Source organism: Desulfomonile tiedjei DSM 6799, from assembly GCF_000266945.1.
Taxonomy (GTDB): domain Bacteria; phylum Desulfobacterota; class Desulfomonilia; order Desulfomonilales; family Desulfomonilaceae; genus Desulfomonile; species Desulfomonile tiedjei.
In genome coordinates this window covers 5116984-5141174 of the sequence record NC_018025.1, presented here as the reverse complement: position 1 = coordinate 5141174, position 24191 = coordinate 5116984, and the positions used below count along the sequence as shown (strand labels likewise).

General features: G+C 49.9%; 18 protein-coding genes. 7 read left to right on the top strand and 11 right to left on the bottom strand.

What is annotated here, in order from left to right:
• Positions 1-103 precede the first annotated feature (103 nt).
• The 6 genes from DESTI_RS21965 to DESTI_RS21940 all read right to left on the bottom strand — a co-directional run bounded on the left by DESTI_RS21965 (position 104) and on the right by DESTI_RS21940 (position 7377).
• Positions 104-1210 (bottom strand): alpha/beta hydrolase, encoded by a 1107-nt coding sequence (locus DESTI_RS21965; protein ID WP_014812174.1) that lies wholly within the window; start codon positions 1208-1210, stop codon positions 104-106.
• A gap of 37 nt (positions 1211-1247) precedes the next feature.
• Positions 1248-3035 (bottom strand): hypothetical protein, encoded by a 1788-nt coding sequence (locus DESTI_RS29270; protein WP_014812173.1) that lies wholly within the window; start codon positions 3033-3035, stop codon positions 1248-1250.
• Positions 3036-3770: 735 nt separating this feature from the next.
• Positions 3771-4322 carry a hypothetical protein gene (locus DESTI_RS21955; RefSeq protein WP_014812172.1) on the bottom strand — a complete coding sequence of 184 codons (552 nt, stop codon included), beginning with the start codon at positions 4320-4322 and terminating at the stop codon, positions 3771-3773.
• Positions 4319-4774 carry an N-acetyltransferase gene (locus DESTI_RS21950; protein ID WP_014812171.1) on the bottom strand — a complete coding sequence of 152 codons (456 nt, stop codon included), beginning with the start codon at positions 4772-4774 and terminating at the stop codon, positions 4319-4321. Before DESTI_RS21950 ends, DESTI_RS21955 begins: the two co-directional genes overlap by 4 nt.
• Complete coding sequence (gene recN / locus DESTI_RS21945) at positions 4771-6444, bottom strand: DNA repair protein RecN (protein ID WP_014812170.1); 1674 nt, start codon at positions 6442-6444, stop codon at positions 4771-4773. Before recN ends, DESTI_RS21950 begins: the two co-directional genes overlap by 4 nt.
• 96 nt (positions 6445-6540) lie before the next feature.
• Positions 6541-7377, bottom strand: a complete 837-nt coding sequence (locus DESTI_RS21940) for an NAD(+)/NADH kinase (protein ID WP_014812169.1) — start codon at positions 7375-7377, stop codon at positions 6541-6543.
• Positions 7378-7984: 607 nt separating this feature from the next.
• On the opposite strand from DESTI_RS21940, the gene DESTI_RS21930 reads away from it, so the two are divergent.
• The 3 genes from DESTI_RS21930 (at position 7985) to DESTI_RS21915 (ending at position 13395) form a co-directional block, all read left to right on the top strand.
• Positions 7985-9334 (top strand): replication-associated recombination protein A, encoded by a 1350-nt coding sequence (locus DESTI_RS21930; RefSeq protein ID WP_014812168.1) that lies wholly within the window; start codon positions 7985-7987, stop codon positions 9332-9334.
• Between the two features lie 454 nt (positions 9335-9788).
• Entirely contained in the window at positions 9789-11228 is a 1440-nt protein-coding gene (locus DESTI_RS21925) for an IS1182 family transposase (RefSeq protein ID WP_014808019.1), read from the top strand.
• Positions 11229-13035: 1807 nt separating this feature from the next.
• Positions 13036-13395, top strand: a complete 360-nt coding sequence (locus DESTI_RS21915) for a hypothetical protein (RefSeq protein ID WP_014812166.1) — start codon at positions 13036-13038, stop codon at positions 13393-13395.
• Here DESTI_RS21915 and DESTI_RS30950 read toward each other — a convergent pair.
• Positions 13383-13559, bottom strand: a complete 177-nt coding sequence (locus DESTI_RS30950) for a hypothetical protein (RefSeq protein WP_014812165.1) — start codon at positions 13557-13559, stop codon at positions 13383-13385. The two genes, DESTI_RS21915 and DESTI_RS30950, sit on opposite strands and share 13 nt — an antisense overlap.
• Before the next feature lie 141 nt (positions 13560-13700).
• On the opposite strand from DESTI_RS30950, the gene DESTI_RS21910 reads away from it, so the two are divergent.
• The 4 genes from DESTI_RS21910 (at position 13701) to uvrB (ending at position 17841) form a co-directional block, all read left to right on the top strand.
• Entirely contained in the window at positions 13701-14126 is a 426-nt protein-coding gene (locus DESTI_RS21910; RefSeq protein ID WP_237671502.1) for a YbgC/FadM family acyl-CoA thioesterase, read from the top strand.
• A 13-nt stretch (positions 14127-14139) separates the two neighbouring features.
• Positions 14140-15033, top strand: coding sequence for a DUF2059 domain-containing protein (locus tag DESTI_RS21905; protein ID WP_014812163.1), 894 nt, complete (start codon positions 14140-14142; stop codon positions 15031-15033).
• Complete coding sequence (locus DESTI_RS21900; protein WP_014812162.1) at positions 15033-15554, top strand: hypothetical protein; 522 nt, start codon at positions 15033-15035, stop codon at positions 15552-15554. The genes DESTI_RS21905 and DESTI_RS21900 overlap by 1 nt, the downstream gene beginning before the upstream one ends.
• Positions 15555-15789: 235 nt before the next feature.
• Positions 15790-17841, top strand: a complete 2052-nt coding sequence (gene uvrB / locus DESTI_RS21895) for an excinuclease ABC subunit UvrB (RefSeq protein ID WP_014812161.1) — start codon at positions 15790-15792, stop codon at positions 17839-17841.
• 384 nt (positions 17842-18225) lie between these two features.
• On the opposite strand, the gene DESTI_RS21890 is transcribed toward uvrB, so the two are convergent.
• From DESTI_RS21890 to DESTI_RS21875, 4 genes are all read right to left on the bottom strand, one after another.
• Positions 18226-19665, bottom strand: a complete 1440-nt coding sequence (locus DESTI_RS21890) for an IS1182 family transposase (RefSeq protein WP_014808019.1) — start codon at positions 19663-19665, stop codon at positions 18226-18228.
• Positions 19666-20369: 704 nt separating this feature from the next.
• Positions 20370-21455 carry a tetratricopeptide repeat protein gene (locus DESTI_RS21885; RefSeq protein ID WP_014812160.1) on the bottom strand — a complete coding sequence of 362 codons (1086 nt, stop codon included), beginning with the start codon at positions 21453-21455 and terminating at the stop codon, positions 20370-20372.
• Positions 21456-21552: 97 nt separating this feature from the next.
• Complete coding sequence (locus DESTI_RS21880) at positions 21553-22044, bottom strand: hypothetical protein (protein WP_014812159.1); 492 nt, start codon at positions 22042-22044, stop codon at positions 21553-21555.
• Between the two features lie 112 nt (positions 22045-22156).
• Entirely contained in the window at positions 22157-24151 is a 1995-nt protein-coding gene (locus DESTI_RS21875; protein WP_014812158.1) for a tetratricopeptide repeat protein, read from the bottom strand.
• Positions 24152-24191: the final 40 nt, after the last annotated feature.

Genomic DNA, 24191 nt, shown 5'->3' with positions numbered 1-24191 from the left:
CGCAGAAAACATCAGCAACGCGGAGCCGTTGCTTTGTCCCACCATGATTCCTGCAAAGCAGTCATCTCTGTACAAGAAACGACTGAGTTTCTCCAATCTCGTTTTACCACAAACCGGGCAGGTCTTTTTGCTGCTCCGAGGAGGAACGAGATTGAACCTTGTCCCCCTCCGGGGACACCTGAGGGTTTGTTTTCGATTTAGCCTGATTCTGGTTGATTCCGAGAGCAGCGAAGTTCTTCTTGAACTGCTTTGAAAACCAATACAAGGCCTGATGACCGTTGGGGTACCGGTATGCACAATACCCGTGACCGCAACTCTGAAATATATTCACATCAACGGGAAATCCTGAAGAACGCATGTCCTGCACTAATTCGTACAAACGACCATGATTACTGTACGAGTTACAGCCGTCCTTCACATTGGTGTTGATGTTGTACGCGATTCCTCCCGCTTTCTTTATTTTTGCAAGATTGCTGCGCCAGACGTCAGGAGTCATGGGATAGCTTCCCAGATCTGTTTGCTGGCCGCCGGCATACGCGAATACGTCAGGTCGGCGCGCGGAAATCATAATGGCTTGTGCTGCGCCGGCGCATGCCCCGTCAATTCCCCTGAACAGACGATTGGGCACTGTGCGGTAATGGGCGTCTATGAAAGGAATGACTTCACCCAAAAGGTAATCTTCGTAGCGGCTGGTGTTCCCGCCGCCTGGATTCCAGACTGCCACTGCTATTACGTCATCATATGGGTCTTGCCGTAACCACTGATTAAAAACCTGGAGCTCCTGATCGGAAATATTATCCTGAAAGCTCGCAGGAGTGAGCATTCCGGATTTCAGATTATCCATGGTAAGAGGCGTTTTGCACCAGACAGACCAATATGTGGCGCCTCCGAGTTCAGGACCGTTATCCCATCCCGATTTTCCGCCCAGGAGATAGACTACTCCGTAGCGACGATTCACGTTCTGTTCGTAGTCCTCAGGTAGTATGACGTGTACCGGAAACGGCCCCGGAACATCGACCCCACCTTTAGCTTTGGCGCTCTTGAATACTTCGGAATGGACTCGAATGGTCTCGATATAGTGCTTTGTCCGAAGAAACTTCGTCCGTGCTTCTATTTCCGACCAAGGCTCTTCTTTCGGGGCCGCATAGGACAACGCAGCCATACCAAGAATGAATAGAATAATTCCGGTTACAATTCCGGTTTTTTTCATCAAAACCTCCAGCTCGAGCCGTCTCCCAGCTTCCAACTCAACGAACGGTGATATTATAAACCTTTACCGGAAATCCTTGCTGATCCGCAGTGTCGGACGAACCGGGGTCCATCAGGATGACGCTGCTCTTCACATTCACACCCCTGAGAGCGCAGCGAACATACAACGGATAGGTCCCGGGCTTGCCGGCTTGAATTTGCACAGTCATGTCATAGGGCTTGTTCTCGCCCCAGAGCTCGATCCATCGTTCCGCCATGGGAACCTTGGTCCTGATTTTATCGCTCATAACCGAGAGGACTGTACTCCCCTGAGAAAAGACTTTTCCCGGTTTTGCCGAGACGATCTTGAGTCCCGCGGGATTCGGGCACGAAACGGTTATGCCTCCATAATCGGATTCGGCACCCATATTCTGAGCGTCAATGCGAACTGTGAAAGTCTTTCCTGCTTCTACGGTGTTCGGGACCTTCACGCTGGTTATTTTAGGCTGAGCCTCTCTCGGCATTGCGACTTCAAAAGCGTTGGCCAGCCACTGGACGCCATCGATTTTCACATTTACCAGGTACTCTCCCTGGCTGGTAGAGGGTTCCGCATTCGTGAAATCTCTGGGGTACACGACGTTCAGTTCGTCTGCATTATTTTCCAAGCTGCCAGAATACTGAGAGTTTCCGCGGGGGCCTTGCAGGATAATTTCAATTTTCCTGGCGGCGTTTCCGTGATTTTGAAAACGAAAGCTCAACGCCTGCTTTGCATCATCCGCAAATTTTGGAATAGAACCATTGAGGTCAGGAAATGCTTTGAATACTTTGCCTGCCAGATGATTAATGACGATCTCCGGTCCCTTCTTCTCAGGTTCTCGCGGGGGAGGTGGTGGCGCCTGTTCCTCTTCTTCGGATGTCGGAGCGGCGTCATGGTTCGTGTCCGACGGTTCCAATTTGGCCGTTGCAGTCCCAGGCTGACGCTGTTGAGCAGCACCTGTTTCTCCCGCAACAGGCGTGGGAACATCTGCGACCGTTTCCTGACCTATGGTGGGCAGAACCGCGGAGACGACGAGAATCATCTTTTCATCGCCCCGGGAGCCTCTGAATTGGCTCATGAAACGATTCAGTCCCTGGGTGGTATTGACGTTCATCTTATGAACGCTGCTCCTGCGAGTCGCATGATACAGCCATACTGCGCCTTTGCTATCCGGGATCATCATCACGACATGATAATGCAGTATTTTGTACGGTCTTTCATTCCCGGCTCTGCTGATGGTTCCGAAGTAAACATGACCGGGCTGCATCTGGCTGATTACTCTTCTCCAGGCTGAAGTGTCCTGGAGATCGAATCCCCTGAGATTCATGCCATCGGCGCCTTCAAGCGGATAATCCTTTCCGTCAGGCATTATGACTTTAGGTTGCCTGCCGTCACTCAGATTGAGAATCAAATCCCAGCCAAAATCCCAATCTTTTCCCATTGGGGAATTATTACCGCTGTTGCCTTGCCGATCACGGGTAACCTCTGCCAGGGTAAAATTCTTATCAAAGAGAAAACGGGCCGCAGATACCACAAGACCGCTACAGTTCAGTCCGGGCGTATTAAAGAAGCGATCCGGGCGGTCGAATGAGGTGAAATAACCCTTGTCGTCCAGTGCACCGTCGTCTCTGTACGGGATTCCCAAATGAGTATCGACGATTTCCACGGCCTCCGTTTTTGAATCGATACCCTTTGCCCACAGGTATTCAGGCGCATAGAGCTGATCTCCGAAGACCGGCTGCGCAAAACAAATGCTCAAACAAATAAGTCCAAGCAGTACTAGCTTCATATTGTTTCGGGTAATTTTCACCAAGCCTCCGGAGTTAAACTTCATTTTGGATTATATCTTACCAATTCCTGTGTTCTCTTGCAAGCCGGAGTACGGATGCAAACAAAACTGTGAGCCGCTTGCGTGCTCCTGTTTGCCGCAAGGTTTATTGCGGCCAGCCCCTGTAAAAAAAGCAATAAACCAGACAATTATTCACAGCCATATTGAGGAATGGAGTATGACCTTAGCTCAGCTAATTTGCCAGCTTTCCGTCAGGGCTCCACTTGGCTCAAAGCTCCAAAGTCCCGAAGGGACGGACCATGAGTAGCCACGAGTGCAAGAGACTGTCTCAATAGTCGAAACTTACCCCAAATCGTGGCACGACATCCTTCTTCCCGGCAATGAATTACCGGGCTATTATCCTACGTCCCTTTGGGACGTCAGCTTCCTGAGCCTCGAAGGGGCGATAGAAAATAGCCCGGTGCTTCAGCGCCGGGTGTCAGCGTGGCACGATTCTGAGCGTCAATACGGTTTTGAGACACTTTCGCAAACCCGTGGGCAGCGGCGCCACATTATAGAGGCTTGGACCCTGAAAGGTCCATCATTGGGTTCATCCGAGTTAGTCAAACGATGGTGGACCCTGCCAGGGTCCTCACTACTCGGTTTGGCTATAATTCTTTCCATGGGTTGCACCCATGGCTACCATTTTGGATCGCCCCGTTGGGGCTCCCTGAGCGATTAGTCGTAGCATTATTGCAGCACGTTCATCGAATTTGGCTAACGAATGGAAAAGGAGAGTCGTCGAGCCAATTTATCATCAAGATACAAAGCTACTTTCCACAAACCTTTCTTATGGCCCGCGAGCTCTCTGGTGGGCATGGCGTGCATGCGGGGAGTGCCGTCTTTACGCCTGTCTAGGCCTTCCCTCCCCTCCCTTTTGACATCAAAGGCAGTGCGAATCACTCGGTATTCCTGATCGTTAGGATCGATCCATCGGGTCTCGGCAACGTATTCATTCTTTTCATTTTTGGGGATGAATATGAGAGTCACCATATCATTCATGGTGTGATCGAAGCTATCTTTGGGAAGAGCTGCCGAACCGGCGGTGAGAAATGCATCTTTCAACAAATAGTAATTCTCATCTTTCGCGGTACTCTCAATTCCCTTCCACTTTCCGACATTTATGACTCCACAACCTCCAAGCCAAACCATGCAAATCATCAATACCGTAAGCCTAGTGATGAATCTCCATGATGAGAGCAGCATTATCGATTCGTCGAATTGCCGCCGTCTCCGGAATGCGGTTCCTGTTGCCCATCTTGCTATCATTGAATTTTCACCAGCGCTACTTCATCACATTCCGGGAATTTGGTGCATTTGATGCAGTCGGCCCAGATTTTGTGAGGAAGCTGACTCTTATCCATAACCGAAAAGCCGAGCTTCTCGAAGAGCGTAATCCTATATGTCAGGACGAATACGCGGCGAATGCCTAATTCATTCGCCTCCTTAAGAAGAAAATCGATTAAAAGTGTACCAAGTCCTCGACTTTGGTGTGATGATTTTACCGCAAGAGACCGTATTTCCGCAAGATCTTCCCACACAATATGCAGCGAACCGCACCCGAGTATTTCTCCTGTCGCATCATCGACTAATACTGAAAAATCCCTCACCTGCGAGTAGAGATCGCTGATAGCTCGTGCCAGAATGTGGCCGAATTTGGCCTGCTCCATGATAAGCTGGTGTATGATTTTCATGTCCGAAAGCTGGGCTTTTCGAATCACTGCGAGTTCTCCATGCTGCGAAATTCCATGAGTTTCTTTATGTGCTCTTTTACAGATTCGGGATCGTAACCGGCGCCCAACATTCTCGCCAGTTCCGCAGGTCTGGCTTCGGAATCGAGGCTCTTTACGTCAATCTGGGTTCGTCCTTCACTCACGTGCTTCTGTACTGCAAAATGATGATTCGCTAGAGCGGCTATTTGATGCAGGTGAGTCACACAGAGCACTTGCTGCCGCCGGGCCACTCGCGCCAATCTGGAGCCGACAGCAAACGCGGTATTACCACCAATACCCGCGTCCACTTCATCGAATATCACTGTCGATGCACCCTGTCCATCTGCCTGCAGAGCTTTAAGAGCCAGCATGATACGCGAAAGCTCGCCTCCCGAGGCAATCCGCGCAAGGGGCCGTGCAGCTTCCCCCGGATTGGATGCGAGGAAAAATTCTACGCTTTCGAGACCTTTTTGTGAAGACCGGTCGCGTTCCAGAGGTTGAAACTCGACCGAAAAGACCGCCTCCCGCATTGCAAGTTCACTCAATTCCTGTCCCATAGCCTTTTCGAGCTGAGATGCCGCCTCTTTGCGGGATATGGAAAGATTTTCTCCAGCCTTGAGATAATCTTCATGGAATTGAGTGGCAGCCGCCCTGGTTTTGTTCACCAGATTCTGGGCATCCAGGAGATTTCCTTCCTCTTGTGAAAGGGAATCCAACAGAGCAACGAGACCGGGGATATCTCTGCCGTACTTCCTTTTCAGACGTCTCAGGGCAACCAATCTTTCTTCTATGGCTTCCAGGCGAGCCGGGTCGGCAGAGAAGTTCTTTGCTATGTCACGAAGCTCCAGGGCAACGTCGTCCAGCCGGTACACGGCATCTTGAAAATTCTCCCGGAGAGCTTCAAATTTTTGGCTTGTGGACGCAAGGTAATCCGTTGCCCGCTTCACGTCGGAAAGGTTCTCGATTATGCTTCCGGATTTTCCGTACAAAACCTGGTATGCCTCGAAGGCCTTTTCTCGAATTTGAACCGCTTTTTTCAGAGTGTCCCGTTCTTGCGTCAGTTCTTCTTCCTCACCGGCTTTGAGACCGGCCTCTGATAACTCCTTTATGGAATCTGCATTTTCGCGGGATTCACGTTTTAACTCTTCCAGGCGCCCGAGTGCTGCATCCAGATCCTTTTCCGCTTTTTTCCATCTCGAGTACAGGTCGGCAACTTCTCCGACCTGCTTGTCCAGCGCTCCATATCGGTCGAGAATGTCGATATGCTCATCCGGATCGAGAAGCACGCGGTGATCGTGTTGTCCGAATATGCTGACAAGAGAAGAGCCGATACTCTGAAGCATGCCGACACTGGCAAGATTTCCATTAATCCAGCATCTGGAACGACCGGACCGGGCAATTTTCCTGGAAAGCACAAATTCACCGGATCCGATTGCTTCCTTCAGACTATCAGGCAATGATGTCGGAGAAATCTCGAATAATCCTTCGACGTGAGCTTCTTCTTCGCCTGTCCTGATGAGTTCCGCGGACCCGCGGCTTCCCAGCAGCAGATTGAGCGCTCCGATCAGGATAGATTTTCCAGCCCCTGTCTCTCCTGTGAGTACATTGAATCCATCGCCGAATTCGATTTCGACGTTATCGATAATGGCAAGATTCGCTATTTTCAGATATCTCAGCATTCAGGAAGCGGTTTTTCACAATCATGCGACGTGTTTGCGGACGTGAGGATTGCTGCGAATAACGTCCTTTTGCTCCAGGATCGTATACGTGAAAGCTCACACCAGGCCAAGTTTTTTTTGCTTTAAAAGTTCAAAGTAATCCCTGGTCCTGCACTTTACCATAGTAAAAGGAATCGGCGCCTTTGCAATACGAATCGACTGACCTTCCTCAAGGTTAATGGTTGTGTGACCGTCGAGAGTCATCGTGAGAGACGGCCCTTTCTTGAGTATTACTTCGATTTCCACGTTCGGAGGAAGCAACAGGGGACGCCTTAGTCCCACATAGGGACAGATCGGTGTGAGGAGAATACCTTCCACATCGGGATGAATCAAAGGACCGTGCGCTGCATACGAGTAAGCGCTGGAACCCGTTGGAGTGGACACGATCAGCCCGTCGGCCCTGAGTTCTATTTCGCTGGAGGATCCTATTCTTAGTCCCAAATCGATTAACCGGGCAATTGCGCCCCAGTGGATTACTGCATCGTTGAGAACACGCATCCGGCTTGATTCTTCCCACGTGATCTCCAGAAGCATTCTGGTCGCATATTCCGCAGTTCCTTTCATTACGGACTCAAGCTCGGAAATAGCATCGTCCGGTGAAAGCTCTGCCATAAATCCAACTCTTCCGAGATTCACCCCAAGCACGGGCATGGAAGTATCGTTCAACAGAGACGCGGCCCGAAGTATCGTGCCGTCTCCTCCAAGCACTATCAAAATATCTGCTTCGTCCGTGAGGCGGTCTGTGGCTCGGCCACCCCATTTGTCGGCCAATGCGGTGAGCGTAGATTCAAGCAGCACCTCTTTGCCGGATTTCACCACAAAATCCTTGATCTTTTCACCGAGTCGAATCGCTTCCTGATCTCCGCGTTTCAACACGAACCCGATTCGTTGCATGCAAGCCTCGACAGATTTCGAGTATTTGGACAGAACTAAGTACCACGGATCAGCCATAAAATCCAGAGAAATGGTAGAGTACCTAATATCACTGTGGATTTCTTGTTACAGACATCTGAAGGAATTTAGGAACCTCCAAAAATGATGTCTACTTGAGGGTCAGAGTATTGATGGGTGCCGGCCTCCGTGCCGGCACATCTTCAATATGATCAATGATATCAATAGAGGCACAGATTTCTCATCGTCCTACCGACCTACAACCTACCTTTTATAAGGACCGGTAGGGCCCGGCGTCTCTGCCGGCCAAACTGGTTGATTTATTTTGAAAAATGTGCCGGCACGGAGGCACGGCACCCACCGATTTTCGAGAATCGCTTTCTGCAATCGGACAAGAATTCTGACATTTACTATAAACGTCAGAATCTTTGGCAATCGCTTTATTCTTGAGCGCGTAGTTCGCCAACGGAAATTTTTCATTTCTCACTCAAACCCGATTTCCGGGAAAATCGAAAGACAACTGGTTGTTTTCGCATGACAAATCAACAAAATCGAATATGAAGCGAATGTGCTCTTGATAATCGACACGCTTAGCGTTAGGTTCAGCAGTATGGATATGTTCGAAAACATTTTGGTTACGGGTCCGGACAGACCTTTGGCTGATAGAATGAGACCGCGAAATCTGGACGATTTCGTAGGCCAGGAAGGCATTGTCGGCCCCGGCAAGATCCTGAGGAATGCCATTCGTGATGACCGGCTGTTTTCCATGTTGTTCTGGGGACCTCCCGGAACAGGTAAGACAACGCTGGCAACCATTATCGCGGAGGCAACGGGATCGAAATTCGTACCTTTCTCCGCTGTTACCGCTGGGGTGAAGGAAATAAAGGAAATCGCTGCACGAGCTCGGGACGATCTCAAGTACGGAGGCACCCGAACCATTCTCTTCCTGGACGAAATCCATCGATTCAACAAGTCCCAGCAGGATTATCTTCTTCCTCACGTAGAACGAGGTACGCTGATCCTGATCGGAGCAACCACGGAAAATCCGAGCTTCGAGGTAAACTCCGCGTTGCTCTCACGACTTCGGGTATTCATCTTGGAATCGCTTTCCGATGAACATATCCGCGCGATTATTCGCCGCGGTCTGACGGATACAGAACAGGGTTTAGGCAATTTGCAGGTGAAGCTGAATGAAGATGCAGAGCATTTCATAGCGGTTATCTCCGGAGGTGATGCACGAGCTGCGTTGAACCTGCTCGAACCCGCAGCCCTGGAAGCTCAAAAGCATCATGATGGAGTGATTTCCATCGATCTGGTGAGAGAACTGGCTCAAAAGAGAAGCCTGCTGTACGACAAGACCGGCGAAGAGCATTACAATCTTATCAGCGCACTCCATAAATCGTTGCGAGACAGCGATCCCGATGCCGGGCTGTACTGGATGGGTCGGATGATCGAAGCAGGAGAAGACCCGCTGTACGTAGCGCGGCGACTGGTCAGGTTTGCCAGCGAGGATGTGGGCCTTGCCTCTCCACGTGCTCTGGAGCAGGCAGTTGCAGCATATCAGGCCTGTCAGTACATAGGTCTGCCTGAATGCGCTTTGGCTTTGGCGCAGGTTGTAGTGTTTCTCGCGACGTCACCCAAGTCGAATGCGCTTGAAGCCGCGTATATTGCGGTGAAGGAAGAGATTGCAGCAACAGGCCATTTGCCCGTGCCTTTGCACCTCAGGAATGCTCCCACCCGATTCATGAAGAAAATCGGATACGGAAAAGGTTACAAGTACGCCCACGATTTTCCCGACGCAAAGGTGGATCAGGAGTATCTTCCTGAAGAAATCCGGGAGACACGTTTCTATCACCCAACAGGAAGAGGATACGAACAGACCATAAAGGAATGGATGGAAAAGTCCGGATATCTGGATTCGGAAGAGAACGAATCCGAAAAACCGGATTCATCCGATTGACACGCGGTTCATCACAAGGCATGCAGCGATTCTGCGTCTAGCGGGACAATCTCCTGATTCAAGAGGCTGATTTCAGGCGATTGTCAAAAATTCGGGTGTTTATACCACGCTCCAATATAAGATGTTGGATTGTTCCTTTGGCTCCGCTATTGGCGCTTATGTGGCTGAGACGTGCCAGTCGGAGCCCCAACGGGGCGATCCAAATCGTAGCCATGGGTGCAACCCATGGAAAGAATTGTAGCCAAACCGAGCAGTGAGGACCCTGGCGGGGTCTACCATCGTTCAACCTTGAACTCAGATGAACCGAATGATTGACCCTTTCAGGGTCCAAGCCTTTATACTGTGACGCCGCTGCCCACGGGTTTGCGAAACTGTCTCAAAACTCCATTTTGGGCTCGCGATTTGCCAAGAGATGTACTAGAAAGGAGAGGAATTCAACAACCACGAGGCTGTCATGGGCAAACAGATCCGGGCCGATTACGAACAGATCTTGATGTTTCCGCCGTCAGTGGAAGACTGGGTGGCTAAGGATCACCCGGCGCGCTTTATCCGAGATTTCGTGGATTCCTTGGATCTGTCCGAGTTGGGAATCGAGGTTCCCGACAGCGATACAGGACGTCCTCCGTATGCGCCAGATCTTCTGTTGAAGGTGTGGCTTTTCGGATACTTCAATCGGATCAGGAGTACCCGTAAGCTTGAGAAGGGTTGCCTTGAGAATATGGGGCTGATTTGGCTGACGGGGATGAATGCTCCGGATCATAATTCCTTATGGCGATTCTTCAAGGCGAACAAGAAATCATTGAGGCATCTGTTCAGACAGTCGATTCGTGTTGCTCTGAAGGCCGATCTGATCGGTCTAGCTCTTCATGCCGTGGACGGGACCAAGATCCAAGCCGTCTCATCCAACGACAAGGCTCGGGGTCGTGAGCACCTGGAGAGGTTTCTGGAAAGTGTTTCGGAGAGATTGGACCGCACGATTGCCGATGCGATGACTGAGATAGAGAGAGCCGAGCGGGAAGAGACCGGTGAGTATCGCCTTCCGCAGTCCATGCAAGACGGATTGAAACGGAAACAGCGGATACAAGAGGCTCTGAAGGAGTTGGATGAATCGGACAAGAAGTCAGTTCACCCTTCGGAACCGGAAGCTCGCTTTATGAAGAATCGCCGGACCAAAGACTTGTCGTACAACGCTCAGGCGGTTGCCGACCAAAAGAGCGGCCTTATCGTGGCCGCAGATGTGGTCACGGATGGGGCCGACAACGGGCAATTGGTCCCCATGCTCGACAAGGTGAAAGAGAATCTGGGCGCTGTGGCAGAGGAAAATGTGGCGGACGGGGGATATTTTTCCTCAGGGCAGATAGGTCTGGCCCATGAGCGAGAATACGGCATTCTTATCGGGAAATCGTCAGGGGAAATTGTTTCCGAGAGAGGTGCGGATGAGGATCTCTATCACCGATCCCGGTTCGTCTTTGATCAGGAGCGTGATTGCTTCATATGCCCTGAAGGGCGCTTGTTGCCTTTTCATCAGCGGAAAATTAACGGCAAGAACCACAATGAGGTTCGCAGGTATCACTGCAAGGATTTTCTAACGTGTCCCAATCGCTGGAAATGCTCCAAGAGCAAGAACGGACGCCTCATAGACCTCAGCGTTTACGAGGCGGCCCTAGAACGACACCGCAGCAAGAGGGAAAAACCAGAGAACAAAGAGCGCCTGAAGACTCGAAAGAAGATTATCGAGCCACCGTTTGCCTGGATCAAGAGCGCATTAAGCTTTCGGCGATGGACCGTGGCCGGAATCGACAACGTAAAGGCCCAGTGGGACCTTATTTGCACGACCATAAATCTCAGGAAGCTCTACCACCATTGGGTATCCGGCGAGGTGGCATTCACGTAAGCAGCCGGAGGGAGACCATGACCTTATAACGGACAGTACACTCGGATCGAACCTCGCCTGATCTTCACTTGACGGGACTGCTTTTTTCCCAGAAGCAGGTCCTCCCGTCCGGCTTGCGTGATTCGCCGCAGTGCGCAGGTTTTGAGACGCTTTCGTCAACCCGTGGCTACCCACGGTCCGTCCCTTCGGGACTTTTGAACCTTGATGAGTGGCGCCCCAATGCGATGCTGGTAATTGGCGGAGCTAAGGGCATAATCCATAAGATATTAGTGGGGACCGGCGTCTCTGTCGGTCCATTATCTTGATATCATTGAGTACATTTAAGGTGTGCCGGCACGGAGGCACGGTACCTACCAATACTCCTACGCTCAAACGGATATTGGTTCGCCCCTGGTAATGACATGTCCTCAAATTGGCTTCTGCAAGCGAGGGGTTTTCTGTTGACGCGGAATCCGTTATGCTGTCCGTCACTGTTCGACCCGGAAGTCATTCGAAAGGACCCGAACCTTGGACACGAAAGAAACCACGTCGGCCAAAGCGGTTTCACGTCCGGTAGAGCCTCTCTTCGAATGCAAGGTGTACTACGAGGACATTCTGGACATTTCGATAATCTCAATTTATCACAGGGGAAGTGATTGCAACCATCGGAAACCAGTAAGGAAGGTTGTAATCTCAAGTTTCATCTGGTTTCTTAAAGTTTGACCTATTTTCCCTCCCGATGGGCACAATTTGGGCACAAGAAAAAAAGAGGAAGCGGGGAGCTGCATCCTTTTTTGTGGTCATTCGACGAGTTTTTCGGGAGAGCAGACCCACAGTTTGGCTTCGCTGCCCCACTCCTCAAAACTTCCTTGACTCTAAAGATGTTCACCAATAAGACTTTTGGAGAAGCTTGAACAGATTCACAGCAAACTCAGAGAAGAACTGCACATCACGACGAGCCTGAAGTGGTATATCGCAGCACGTCAAATAGTGAAAAGACGTTCTGACAGAGGATGCTGCATGAAAGAAGACGCAATGCTTAAGAGGCCATGGACGATCACAATCGCGGTTTATATGCTCTGCTTGAGTATATGGCTTTCTATGGTAGTCTTTTTGACCCTGTGCTCAACAATCAGGATGAGCCCCTCATGGCCTATAACGGTAACATTGCTCACAGTGATGGCGCTAATATGCTACATGATTGCTAGAGGGCGAAATTGGGCACGAATTCTTTTCCTGATCGTAGTTGTTTTAGGTACGCTCCTTTCCGTCTTACGCTTGACTCCGCCTTCCGGACATTCAGATTCATTTGGCCCAGTTGGTGCTTACTTGGACTATGTTGAAATTGTCCAAATAGGTCTTCAAAGCGGGGCTGCAGTACTCCTGTGTCAGCGGGCCTCCTCGGATTGGTTTAAGGCTATGAAGAAACTACGCACCAAAGACGAATCAGACGTAGCCATTTAAGATGGTTTCGGCAAGATGGTACGTGAGTGGGAAGTGATTACAACAATTGAAAACTGCCAGGAAAAGTTGTAATCTCAAGATTCATCTAGTTTCCTAAAGTTCCATCTATTTTCCCTCCCGATGGGCCAATATGGGTACAAGAAAGAAAGAGGAAGCAGGGCGCTGCTTCTTCTTTTTGTGGTCATTGAGCCATCTGTAGTGAAATCAGACGCCCAGACAAAATGCAATATATGGAGAGGCACAACACTGATCAGAAAAAGATCAAAAATACTGAATTGAAAAAACTTCCATAATATCCCATCTACTGTTAGGTTCTTTCGAGCCAAGTCTGATTTCGTTGTATGGAATCCGAGGAGCAAAGAGCATGGATCTCCTGTTAAACCATCTCAACGCGTTAACCTGTCTATTTGCCGGAGCACTTTGCGTTATCTTGGGTATGTTCTTCTGGGTAAAGGAGGGCGATCCCTTATTTGGTATGATCATGTGCTTTGGATTCGGTGCTAATTTGATAGCGGAAGGCTTCCTTGATTTGACGAAACTCAGAGTACCCGGATGGGTTACTCCCATAACAGACGCAGTTTGTGGTATCGGGCTCATATGGATCAGCATCTCCAGATTTTACGCTTCGCCTTCACCACGTTCTCGACGTACATACTGGTGGTTCTTGGCGTTCGGAATAGGTATCATATTCGTCTTTCGATCCATGCAACACTATTGGCGTTGAAAGTGGCTTTCCGTCATTCTACCGGATTTTTCAGGATTGAGACTGACTGTATGTAATGCGAGAGCCCCGGTCGCCTGCAACAGAATTGCTGCAGCAATTACTAAGACACCGGACAGCCCAACTACTGGCGCTATTATGAATCCGGCCATTTCAATCTTTTGCATCCCACATCCTCTGCGATTCCTTTTTCCTACACTACCAGAGACGGCTGGCTAGAAGAATATGCATTTCTTTGCTATCCTGCCGCCGAAGGCGTTTCAACGCGTTTCAGAAATATCTTCTGAAAGGACACGACCTTGGAGCCTGTGGAATCCAAGTCGGCAACCAGACCGACACGTCCGGTAGAGCTGCTCTTCGAATGCAAGGTGTACTACGAGGATACAGACTGCATGGGAGTAGTATATCATGCCAATTACTTAAAATTCCTGGAACGAGCCCGTACGGAATACGTTGAAAAGCGTTTGTCGAGCGTCGCGGAGTACCACAATAACGGGTACCTGTTCATGGTGCACAAGGTCGAGATTGTATTCCATGCTCCCGCAAAACTGGGGGATTCCCTGGTCGTACGGACCTGGATTGAAAGCACGACGCGGTTCAGAATTGTTGTCAAACAGATAATAACCCGTCAAGGCGAGCCTCGGGATTATCTTATTACAGCAACGGTTACTCTGGTGGCCGTCAGTCCGGAAGGGGAACTGAAACAGATTCCTTCGGAATTCCATTCGCTTTAAAGGTGTAACCCAATTGCAGGACATCAACACGATACCTCGACGATCAAGCTGCGCATCAGTTGTATTGACGCTTTTTCTGGTCTTGTTTACCTCTCAGGCGACATTCGCCGATCGCACAGACAGTCTGATCGATCAAGCACTCAGAATTTCCGGTATATCAGGTCAGCTCGACGCCTTGCCGAAATCTGTCTTGGCCTCGGTTCCCTCCGATGTGTTTCCGGACTCCAGATCGAGGAACGAAACCGAAGCGTTGCTTAAGAAGAATTCCGCCCAAGATACCCTGCTGAAAATCTTGCGCTCTTCTATCCGAGATGAGTTGAAACAGGAATATCTCGGAAAAGTAGTAGAATTTTATGAATCGTCTCTGGGAAAAAAAGTTGCACGCGCCCAGGAAAACGCTCTGGATCCCGCTCTGCTGAAGAATATTCGAGAAAGCCGAAAGATGGCTGCATCACAGGATGACGAACGTTTAGAGCTTATGAGAAGAATCGTTGTGGCAGAAGATGTTTATGGCAACAATCAAGTTCTCGTAAAAAGTGTCATTAAAGGACTGCTCTCCGGATCGGACCCTGAAAATGCAGCAAACGACGACCGATTACACGAAAAAATCGGTATGGTGGAAAAAGGGCTCGGCTTTGAAAAGAGCAGAATAGGGGAAACGGCAATCACAACCATCGCCTACACATTCAGGCACTTGAGCGACAAGGAATTGGAAAATCTGGCAGTATTCCGCGAATCCGAACCGGATCGGTGGTTCAGGTCGAGAATAATCAACGGCCTGCAAATCGCAACGTACGAATTGGCACGAACCCTTGGGCAGGCATTGTCGGACCTAAAGCGTCCTCCTGCTGATGAAAAGGAAGAAAAATCGACACGTCGTAAACGCGGGTGGAGTCGCGAGGAGTGATGACGCGAGCAACGTTTCTCATAATCATCCTCTCGATAGTGCTTTCGGGAACTGCATCCGGGCAAGACGGTTTTTCGAAATATGCCGATCCGGCGGGGAGATTCACGTTCGATTACCCGACATCCATGACCCTGAAAACTGCCGGAGAGAACGAGATCAAGATCTTTCACCCAGGAGCCACCTTAAGAATAAGCGTTTTCATCCAGGAGCGCCAAAAGAAAGGTCCTGTTACGGCAGAAACGATTGCAGACCTCTTCCGAAAGCTGAAACAGGAGATGAAGAATAGCTCGGTTCTCGAAGAGGGTAAAATTAAGGGACTTGACGGAACTCAAGGCTACACTATTTTTCTTTATAAAGATCATCGCGGTCTACAGCTTGTCCAGCTTGTACAGTATTACATTGCTGAGGAACGAGTGCTCCAGATGGTGATTTCGGATCGAACCGAGGGATTCAAGAACCTGGAAAAAGTAATACGGAAAATCCATAATTCCCTTAAGATCCTTAAACCATCTTTAAAATGAAGAACGTCATATGTTCGCATTTAAGTAGTAGTGTTGGAGGAACTTTCTTTGTAGAAGAGGTTTCCCAAGCTCTTCCAAGAAATTTTCAACATTTCGGCTGCATCGTTAGTTTGCGAAGCAAACAAGGATGTAGCCAAATATTGAAAGTTCTTGGGATGGGGTTCGGGGAAACACTTCTTACAAGAAGGGTTTCCCCGATATTACTGCCTTGAATACGAAGTTGAGGAACAGATACATGCGGCCGTTTCAGATATATTCCGATTACGTACCCAAGGGCGATCAACCTCAAGCCATAGATGCTTTAGCGACTGGTGTGGAGAACGGGTTGAAGCATCAGGTTTTGTTGGGTGTGACTGGCTCGGGGAAGACGTATACCATGGCCAATGTCATTGAAAGAGTGCAAAAACCCACGCTCGTGCTTGCCCCGAACAAGACGCTGGCTGCTCAATTATTCGCCGAATTCAAAGGATTATTCCCTGAGAATGCGGTAGAGTACTTTGTATCCTATTATGACTATTACCAGCCGGAAGCCTATATACCGCAGTCTGACACGTACATTGAAAAAGACTCAAGCATCAACGAAACGATAGACAAAATGAGACATTCTGCGACAAGATCTCTTCTGGAACGGCAGGATGTCATAATCGTAGCGTCGGTTTCGTGTATTTATGGTCTCGGATCTCCGGAATCGTATCAAAACATGCTCGTGCACCTCATTGATAAAGAGGACGCCGATAGGGATTCAGTGTTACGGAAGCTCGTGGAAATCCAGTACGAGAGGAATGACATAGACTTCCACCGGGGAACCTTTCGAGTCCGAGGCGATGTTGTTGAAGTATTTCCTGCTTACGAAGAATCGGTTGCGCTCCGGATAGAATTCTTTGGCGATACAGTCGAGTCACTCTATGAGATTGACCCACTCAGGGGAAAAGTGATTCGCTCGCTCGAAAAGGTTGCGATTTATCCGGCAAGCCATTACGTGACGGAAAGATCCAGACTGCTTTCGTCTGTAAATGCCATTCTTGAGGAAATGAAAGAGCGGGTGGAGTTCTTTCGCGACCAGAATCGTTTCATAGAGGCTCAGCGCATAGAGGAAAGAACCAAATTCGATGTGGAGATGCTCAGGGAAATGGGCTACTGCAGCGGTATCGAGAACTATTCCCGATATCTCACCGGCCGCAATGCTGGCGAGCCTCCGCCTACGCTCCTGGAATATTTTCCCAAAGATTCCCTGTTTATGATCGATGAATCCCATGTCAGCATACCTCAATTGGGCGGCATGTTCAGAGGAGATCGAGCCAGAAAACAGAACCTGGTCGATTATGGATTTCGGCTTCCCAGTGCGCTGGATAATCGGCCGTTGCAGTTTGAAGAGTTTGAATCTCACGTGAATCAAGCCATTTACGTCTCGGCAACTCCCGGCCCATATGAACTGGAGAGGAGCAAAGACCGGGTAATAGAGCAGATCATTCGTCCCACCGGCCTGACCGACCCGATGATTGAACTGCGGCCCGCTTCCAATCAGGTGGACGATCTTTTAGGTGAAATCCGCAAACGTATCGATCAGGGTCATAGAGTGCTGGTCACCACGCTCACAAAGAAGATGGCGGAAGACCTTACCGAATACTATGCAGGCCTGGGAATTCGGGTGAAGTACCTGCATTCTGAAATCCACACCATAGAACGCATGGAAATCATTCGCGATCTGCGCTTGGGGAAATTCGACGTGCTGGTGGGAATCAATCTTCTGCGAGAAGGTCTGGATATTCCTGAAGTGGCTCTCGTTGCTATTCTGGATGCAGACAAGGAAGGGTTCTTGCGGTCGGAGCGTTCGCTGATCCAGACTTCCGGTAGGGCTGCTCGTAATGTGGAAGGCACGGTGATTCTGTATGCAGACCACATGACTGAATCCATCCGCAAGTCTACGGAGGAGACCACGCGAAGACGGCGTCTCCAGCAGGAATACAATGTCGAAAACGACATAACGCCGGAAACGGTTCGTAAGAACATCACCGACATCCTCTCTTCTCTCGCGGAACAGGATTACGTCACGGTGGAAGTTGAGAAGAAACCCGATCTACCCGACGTGGCTCCGGACGAGATTCCCGGTCTGATCAAACAACTGACGGATCGGATGTTCGCTGCAGCTCGGGACCTGGAGTTTGAGAAGGCTGCCGAATTACGGGATCAGATTCGTGCGCTGGAACAGCATCAGCTCACTTTTGGAGCAGCATTCGGAAAGCAGCGTCCTGAGAAGCGTCAGCCGCGGGAAAGAATTTTGCATTGATGGCAATGGTCGTAATCGCCTCACGGCTGCTTGAATGGTCATTTGCGACAATCAAGCTGGCAGCCAACGTTCCCCTTTTCTAAATTGGGATCCGGGTTGGTTTCAGGGATTTAGACCAAAATCCCTGGTTCTTCCTCTTGTAAAGTGGATAAAAAGCAACAGCCATGTAACCATCTAGTCATAACCTGGCACGCCCTGGAAGGGCGCCCCGATTGTAGCCACGGGTGTCAGAAAGCGTCTCAAAACCTGCGCACTGCGGCGAATCACGCAAGCCGGACGGGAGGACCTGCTTCTGGGAAAAAAGCAGTCCCGTCAAGTGAAGATCAGGCGAGGTTCGATCCGAGTGTACTGTCCGTTATAAGGTCATGGTCTCCCTCCGGCTGCTTACGTGAATGCCACCTCGCCGGATACCCAATGGTGGTAGAGCTTCCTGAGATTTATGGTCGTGCAAATAAGGTCCCACTGGGCCTTTACGTTGTCGATTCCGGCCACGGTCCATCGCCGAAAGCTTAATGCGCTCTTGATCCAGGCAAACGGTGGCTCGATAATCTTCTTTCGAGTCTTCAGGCGCTCTTTGTTCTCTGGTTTTTCCCTCTTGCTGCGGTGTCGTTCTAGGGCCGCCTCGTAAACGCTGAGGTCTATGAGGCGTCCGTTCTTGCTCTTGGAGCATTTCCAGCGATTGGGACACGTTAGAAAATCCTTGCAGTGATACCTGCGAACCTCATTGTGGTTCTTGCCGTTAATTTTCCGCTGATGAAAAGGCAACAAGCGCCCTTCAGGGCATATGAAGCAATCACGCTCCTGATCAAAGACGAACCGGGATCGGTGATAGAGATCCTCATCCGCACCTCTCTCGGAAACAATTTCCCCTGACGATTTCCCGATAAGAATGCCGTATTCTCGCTCATGGGCCAGACCTATCTGCCCTGAGGAAAAATATCCCCCGTCCGCCACATTTTCCTCTGCCACAGCGCCCAGATTCTCTTTCACCTTGTCGAGCATGGGGACCAATTGCCCGTTGTCGGCCCCATCCGTGACCACATCTGCGGCCACGATAAGGCCGCTCTTTTGGTCGGCAACCGCCTGAGCGTTGTACGACAAGTCTTTGGTCCGGCGATTCTTCATAAAGCGAGCTTCCGGTTCCGAAGGGTGAACTGACTTCTTGTCCGATTCATCCAACTCCTTCAGAGCCTCTTGTATCCGCTGTTTCCGTTTCAATCCGTCTTGCATGGACTGCGGAAGGCGATACTCACCGGTCTCTTCCCGCTCGGCTCTCTCTATCTCAGTCATCGCATCGGCAATCGTGCGGTCCAATCTCTCCGAAACACTTTCCAGAAACCTCTCCAGGTGCTCACGACCCCGAGCCTTGTCGTTGGATGAGACGGCTTGGATCTTGGTCCCGTCCACGGCATGAAGAGCTAGACCGATCAGATCGGCCTTCAGAGCAACACGAATCGACTGTCTGAACAGATGCCTCAATGATTTCTTGTTCGCCTTGAAGAATCGCCATAAGGAATTATGATCCGGAGCATTCATCCCCGTCAGCCAAATCAGCCCCATATTCTCAAGGCAACCCTTTTCAAGCTTACGGGTACTCCTGATCCGATTGAAGTATCCGAAAAGCCACACCTTCAACAGAAGATCTGGCGCATACGGAGGACGTCCTGTATCGCTGTCGGGAACCTCGATTCCCAACTCGGACAGATCCAAGGAATCCACGAAATCTCGGATAAAGCGCGCCGGGTGATCCTTAGCCACCCAGTCTTCCACTGACGGCGGAAACATCAAGATCTGTTCGTAATCGGCCCGGATCTGTTTGCCCATGACAGCCTCGTGGTTGTTGAATTCCTCTCCTTTCTAGTACATCTCTTGGCAAATCGCGAGCCCAAAATGGAGTTTTGAGACAGTTTCGTCAACCCGTGGACAGCGCCATGTCCATAAGCATGGTTCAAAGACCCTGAAAGGGTCGACCAACAGGCAATGATTCCCAAATGTTATTGGTTGACCCCTTTCAGGGTCCTGAAGACATAGGACTTGCCGTATCGCTTCCGTGGGTTTGCACCCACGGCTACTGTTGGGAAGACCCTTCGGGGCTGAAGAAACCTCCTCTCATGCGTAACTGAATGGTTGCATAGTCTCTTCTATAGCTGTTGACATAATTCCTGACGTTTTGAACACCCCTATCCTTCATAGGGAACGGTGGGGCCTGGCGTCCCTGCCGGGCCTAACTAGTCGATTTGTTGTGTAAAAATGTGCCGGCACGGAGGCACGGCACCCACCGATTTTCGAGAAGCGCTTTTCGCAATCGGGCAAGAATTCTGACATTTGCTATAACATATTCATTACGGTTCTACTTTCAGCCGCATCGCTCTGTTGAAGAAGCGTGCGGCTGTTTCCGTTTGAACCCCCTTCGAGCGCGAGCACAGTTATACGGACTTGCATTCAAGATGTTCTTAACTGAGAGGCGGAAGCACGGACCTGACCTGCGAAGCTAGGTCAGTGGTAAGCATCTTGAACGCAAAATGGTATTAATCCAGCGATTGCTTTCTTGTGATGTGAGCCTTCTTGCTCTGAGCATCAATGGAGACAGAAATATTTTTAATGCTGTGCATTCCGAGAAGATTGGTGATGACGCCTGCATTCTTATCAAATACGTGAACTTCCACTTCCCCGAGCGGTAAATTGAAAAGAAATGCATTTTTGACTTTGTATCGCGTCACCATGTGCTCCGAACCATCAGCAGTCTTTACTCGTGCTTTGCCGGCAGATTTCACTTCCGTTTCTTGCTGAATTTGAGTCAGAAGCTCTCGGCTTATCAGGGAAAACGTTGCACCGGTATCAAGAAGAAACCTGTGCGGCGGACCGTTCTTGCTGAATTTGAGTAGCACGAAAATATGACCGTCGTCCCCTATAGGAACCGCAAGACTGAGCGGCCCTGATGACGACACGGAAAGCTCGTTGGTAATCTTGGCTGCAAGTTTCTTCGTTTTGTCGTCAGGGTGCTTGCTCAGCGCTATTTCGGCATTGCGACGAGCCGCATCTATTTTGTCCAGTCGGAGATATGCCAGGCCTCTGCCTGCATAAGCGTATCCGGAATTTGGATCCAATTCGATGGCTTTGTTGAAATCGCTCAGTGCATTCTCGTATCGGTTGAGGTTAAGGAAAATAATCCCACGATGGGCAAAAGACAACGATCGCAGTGATTGGTTTTCGTGCGAGATCTTTATGGCGCTGGTCATGTCCGAAAGAGCCTGTTGATCGCGTCCTTGCTGGAGATGTAACCGCGCCCTGAGATGGAGAGTCGATGTCAGGGTTTCTGCATCGACCGTGTCCGATTTCACTATCGTGCTCACATCTTTGAAGGCCCTCTCCAGTTCCCCGGAATCATGATATGCACGGGCCCGCGCCAGAATGACCACATGTGCGTTCTTCCCATCAGGCTCCAACAGGTTTAAAGCACTTGAATAGGCCTGAACCGCCTCCTTGAAATTGCCTTCCTTCATAAGGGAGTTTCCTTTTTCGTACAAGCGCAGAACTTGAGATTCAGCACCTCCGGCCGGTGCTCCCGATACCAGGAGAGTCACGCAGAAAATAAGAATGGCAATGTACCGCATAAAGGCATACCCCGCAAATGACGAAAAAAACTCCGGATCATCGTCTGAATACTCGAAACATAAGGATGTTCAGCCGCATTTGTCAAATTGTTATTCTCTATTTTTTCGAACGATTCCTGAACCACTCCACTGTTTCCTGGAGTTCCTGAAGTTCGCGGCCTGAAAACTTTCTTAGGAGCCCCAGGACCTGTTGCGATAACCAGTACCGCTCTTCCTGGGAAGCATCTTCCGCGGCCCGGAGGAATTCTCCAAATAATTCCGTAAGAACCTTCAGCTGATCGAGAACCGAATCAGCAACAACCGAATCGAGTCTCCTTTGCTTCACATCCAAGATACTGATGACTTTGGGCTCCAATCCGGGCAAACCACATCTCAGTATTCCCTGCGCGTCTTCGGGCGATAATAAGTATCCTCGATGAAGCTCTATTGTCTGAAGTTCCGGGTAGATGTTCTTAAGGGGTACCCCGGTGCGCACGTCGAAGTATTCCGGCACGATGTCATCATTGAGTTCCCTGATTCCTTCGGGAACGCGTACCAGAACGCTTGCCTCTCTGATGAGAATGTGATCGAAATCCCCTGCAGTGCTCATGAATGAATTATAGCATGCTGCTTAAAGAAGGGTAACAGAAGGTTTTCTTGGAAGGGATGGTTGTCGACGGGACCCGGAAGCCCGGAACCCCGTCAACGTAGTACAGACAAGCCTATCTCGTCAACCCGGCGGTTATCATATTCAATTCGTCTTCAGCCGCTATATCGTCCACTTTCTCGGCAACAGATCTTATTCTCGTGCGCAGAATGGACAGAATCCCAACGAGTTTTTCATCGCAAGGATTCTCACGTACTGCAGATGCAATTCTTTCAACCGCCTTCAGCCAATATCGTTTTTCTTGCGGCCATCTCGTCCGCTCCTCATCAAGAAGAGCACTTGTCGAACCGGTGTCGTCTTCAGAAGAGGCGAAACCGGCGAGTTTTCGCTGAGCTCTTTCAGCCAGTCCCACTTCGGCGGGAAGCGCTTCGTACGCGGCGGCCTGGATTATAAGTGTGAACATTTGCTCTCTGAGCTCGAGATCTAAAGGAAATATTTGGTTTCCCTGTTTCATCAACTCGATACTCCGGTTGAACCGTTCGATCAATTCTTGTCTGAATCGATTATCCGAAGCAGCCATTGTCCTTACGAGCCACCAGAAGGATTTCAGATCACCATTGCCCAATCCGGAGGTTTTCATAGCGCTAATGCGTTCAGTCTGCCTGGGATAATCCAGATTGTAATCCATTTTCATAGCTTGCCTGAAAAGAGCTTCGTTGTCATTCAGGACAAATCTATAAAGATTAAAGTCAGCAGAAACATTGTACAAAACGGCTATCAGGTTCATCGGATCGCTGACTTCTCCAAGACCCTGGAAAGAGCCGACTCGAAACTCCTTGTCGCGTACCGGAAGTTTCGCCAACTGCTCTGCATCCGGGCCGAAACCTTCATTGGCCTCAGCAGTCAACTCGATTCTCGTTCTGCGCTCCTTGCCCAGATCGAGGACCGGATAAGCATGTCCGGGTTCAAGCACCGCAAAGACCGGCAGGTTTGCGTCACGGGCTATGAGAACATAGAGAATCGTGCCGGTGAGAGAAATGAACCTTTTGTGCTCCACGACATCTTTTGCGGTATATCCCTCGAATAGGTTGTACTCCTTCAGAACATTTCGCTTGAGAAACAGAAACAACCGTTCAGCCTTATCCTCGAGGAGCGTGTCTTTTTCCAGATCCTTCAGAGCTTCGTCACGAAGTCGATGCAACTCGGCGACAACTCTCCTCCGAGATTCAGGGGAATCGATCGATGCCCCAGCAAAGGCTGCGTACGGATCGGATGGTGCCTTGATCTTCAAGTCTCCAGGATTACAAGAAAAAGACTTATAGACCACGTTTGACAGCTCGGGAGTTTCAGGAATCCGCTCCGTCATGCCTACTACGCTCCGCAATTCGTCCAGGATGGCGCCACGAAGCTCTGTATTTGCTCCTGAGGTAGTTCGAGAAGACGAAAGCAGAAATTCGGGATTCTGATTCATCTTGGCTTGAAGCGTCCGAATTACGGCCTGTCCCGAATTCTCCCCCTGCATAAGCTTGAACACCGGTTCTGCCCAATCGTAGGGAGCCTCGGAAGACAAGGCCGATGCATACAGCCGCTGTAATAGGTACGGATTTCCGCGGAATTTCGAGTTTGGAGGCAATGCCGCGTTGGCATACGTCCGAACCGCGGCAGAGTAGTTGCCTGTATCCTCGTACCTCCAGCCCAGCAGTCGTATGGAATCGTAAAAATCCTGGCCGCTCAGATTACGGGACATATTGAGAAATCTGTCCCCTTCCCTGATATAGCCTGTCTTGTAGTAGAGCTGCGCGAGATGTTGATACGCTTCAGGACTGTCCGGTTTGGAAAGAGCGGCTCTGAGGAAATAATCTACAGCTTCCACAAACTGATTGGGATCATTCGCCTTAGAGATACCGATCTTCAGGAGCGCATAATAATTGTCCGGATCTGCTTTGAGAACCTGCTGGAACTTTTCGATAGTTTTCGCCGAAGTAGGGCTATTCTTTTCAGCTCTGAAAGCATCCCAAAGAAGTTGTTGCACATTCTTGTCATCCGCCTGAAGAGGCCAGGCATAGAAAAAGACCATGAAGCACGCCAGAACAGCGATCTTTGCTCTCATAGTTTTCCCCTTTATTTGGTACACGAATAAACGGATTATA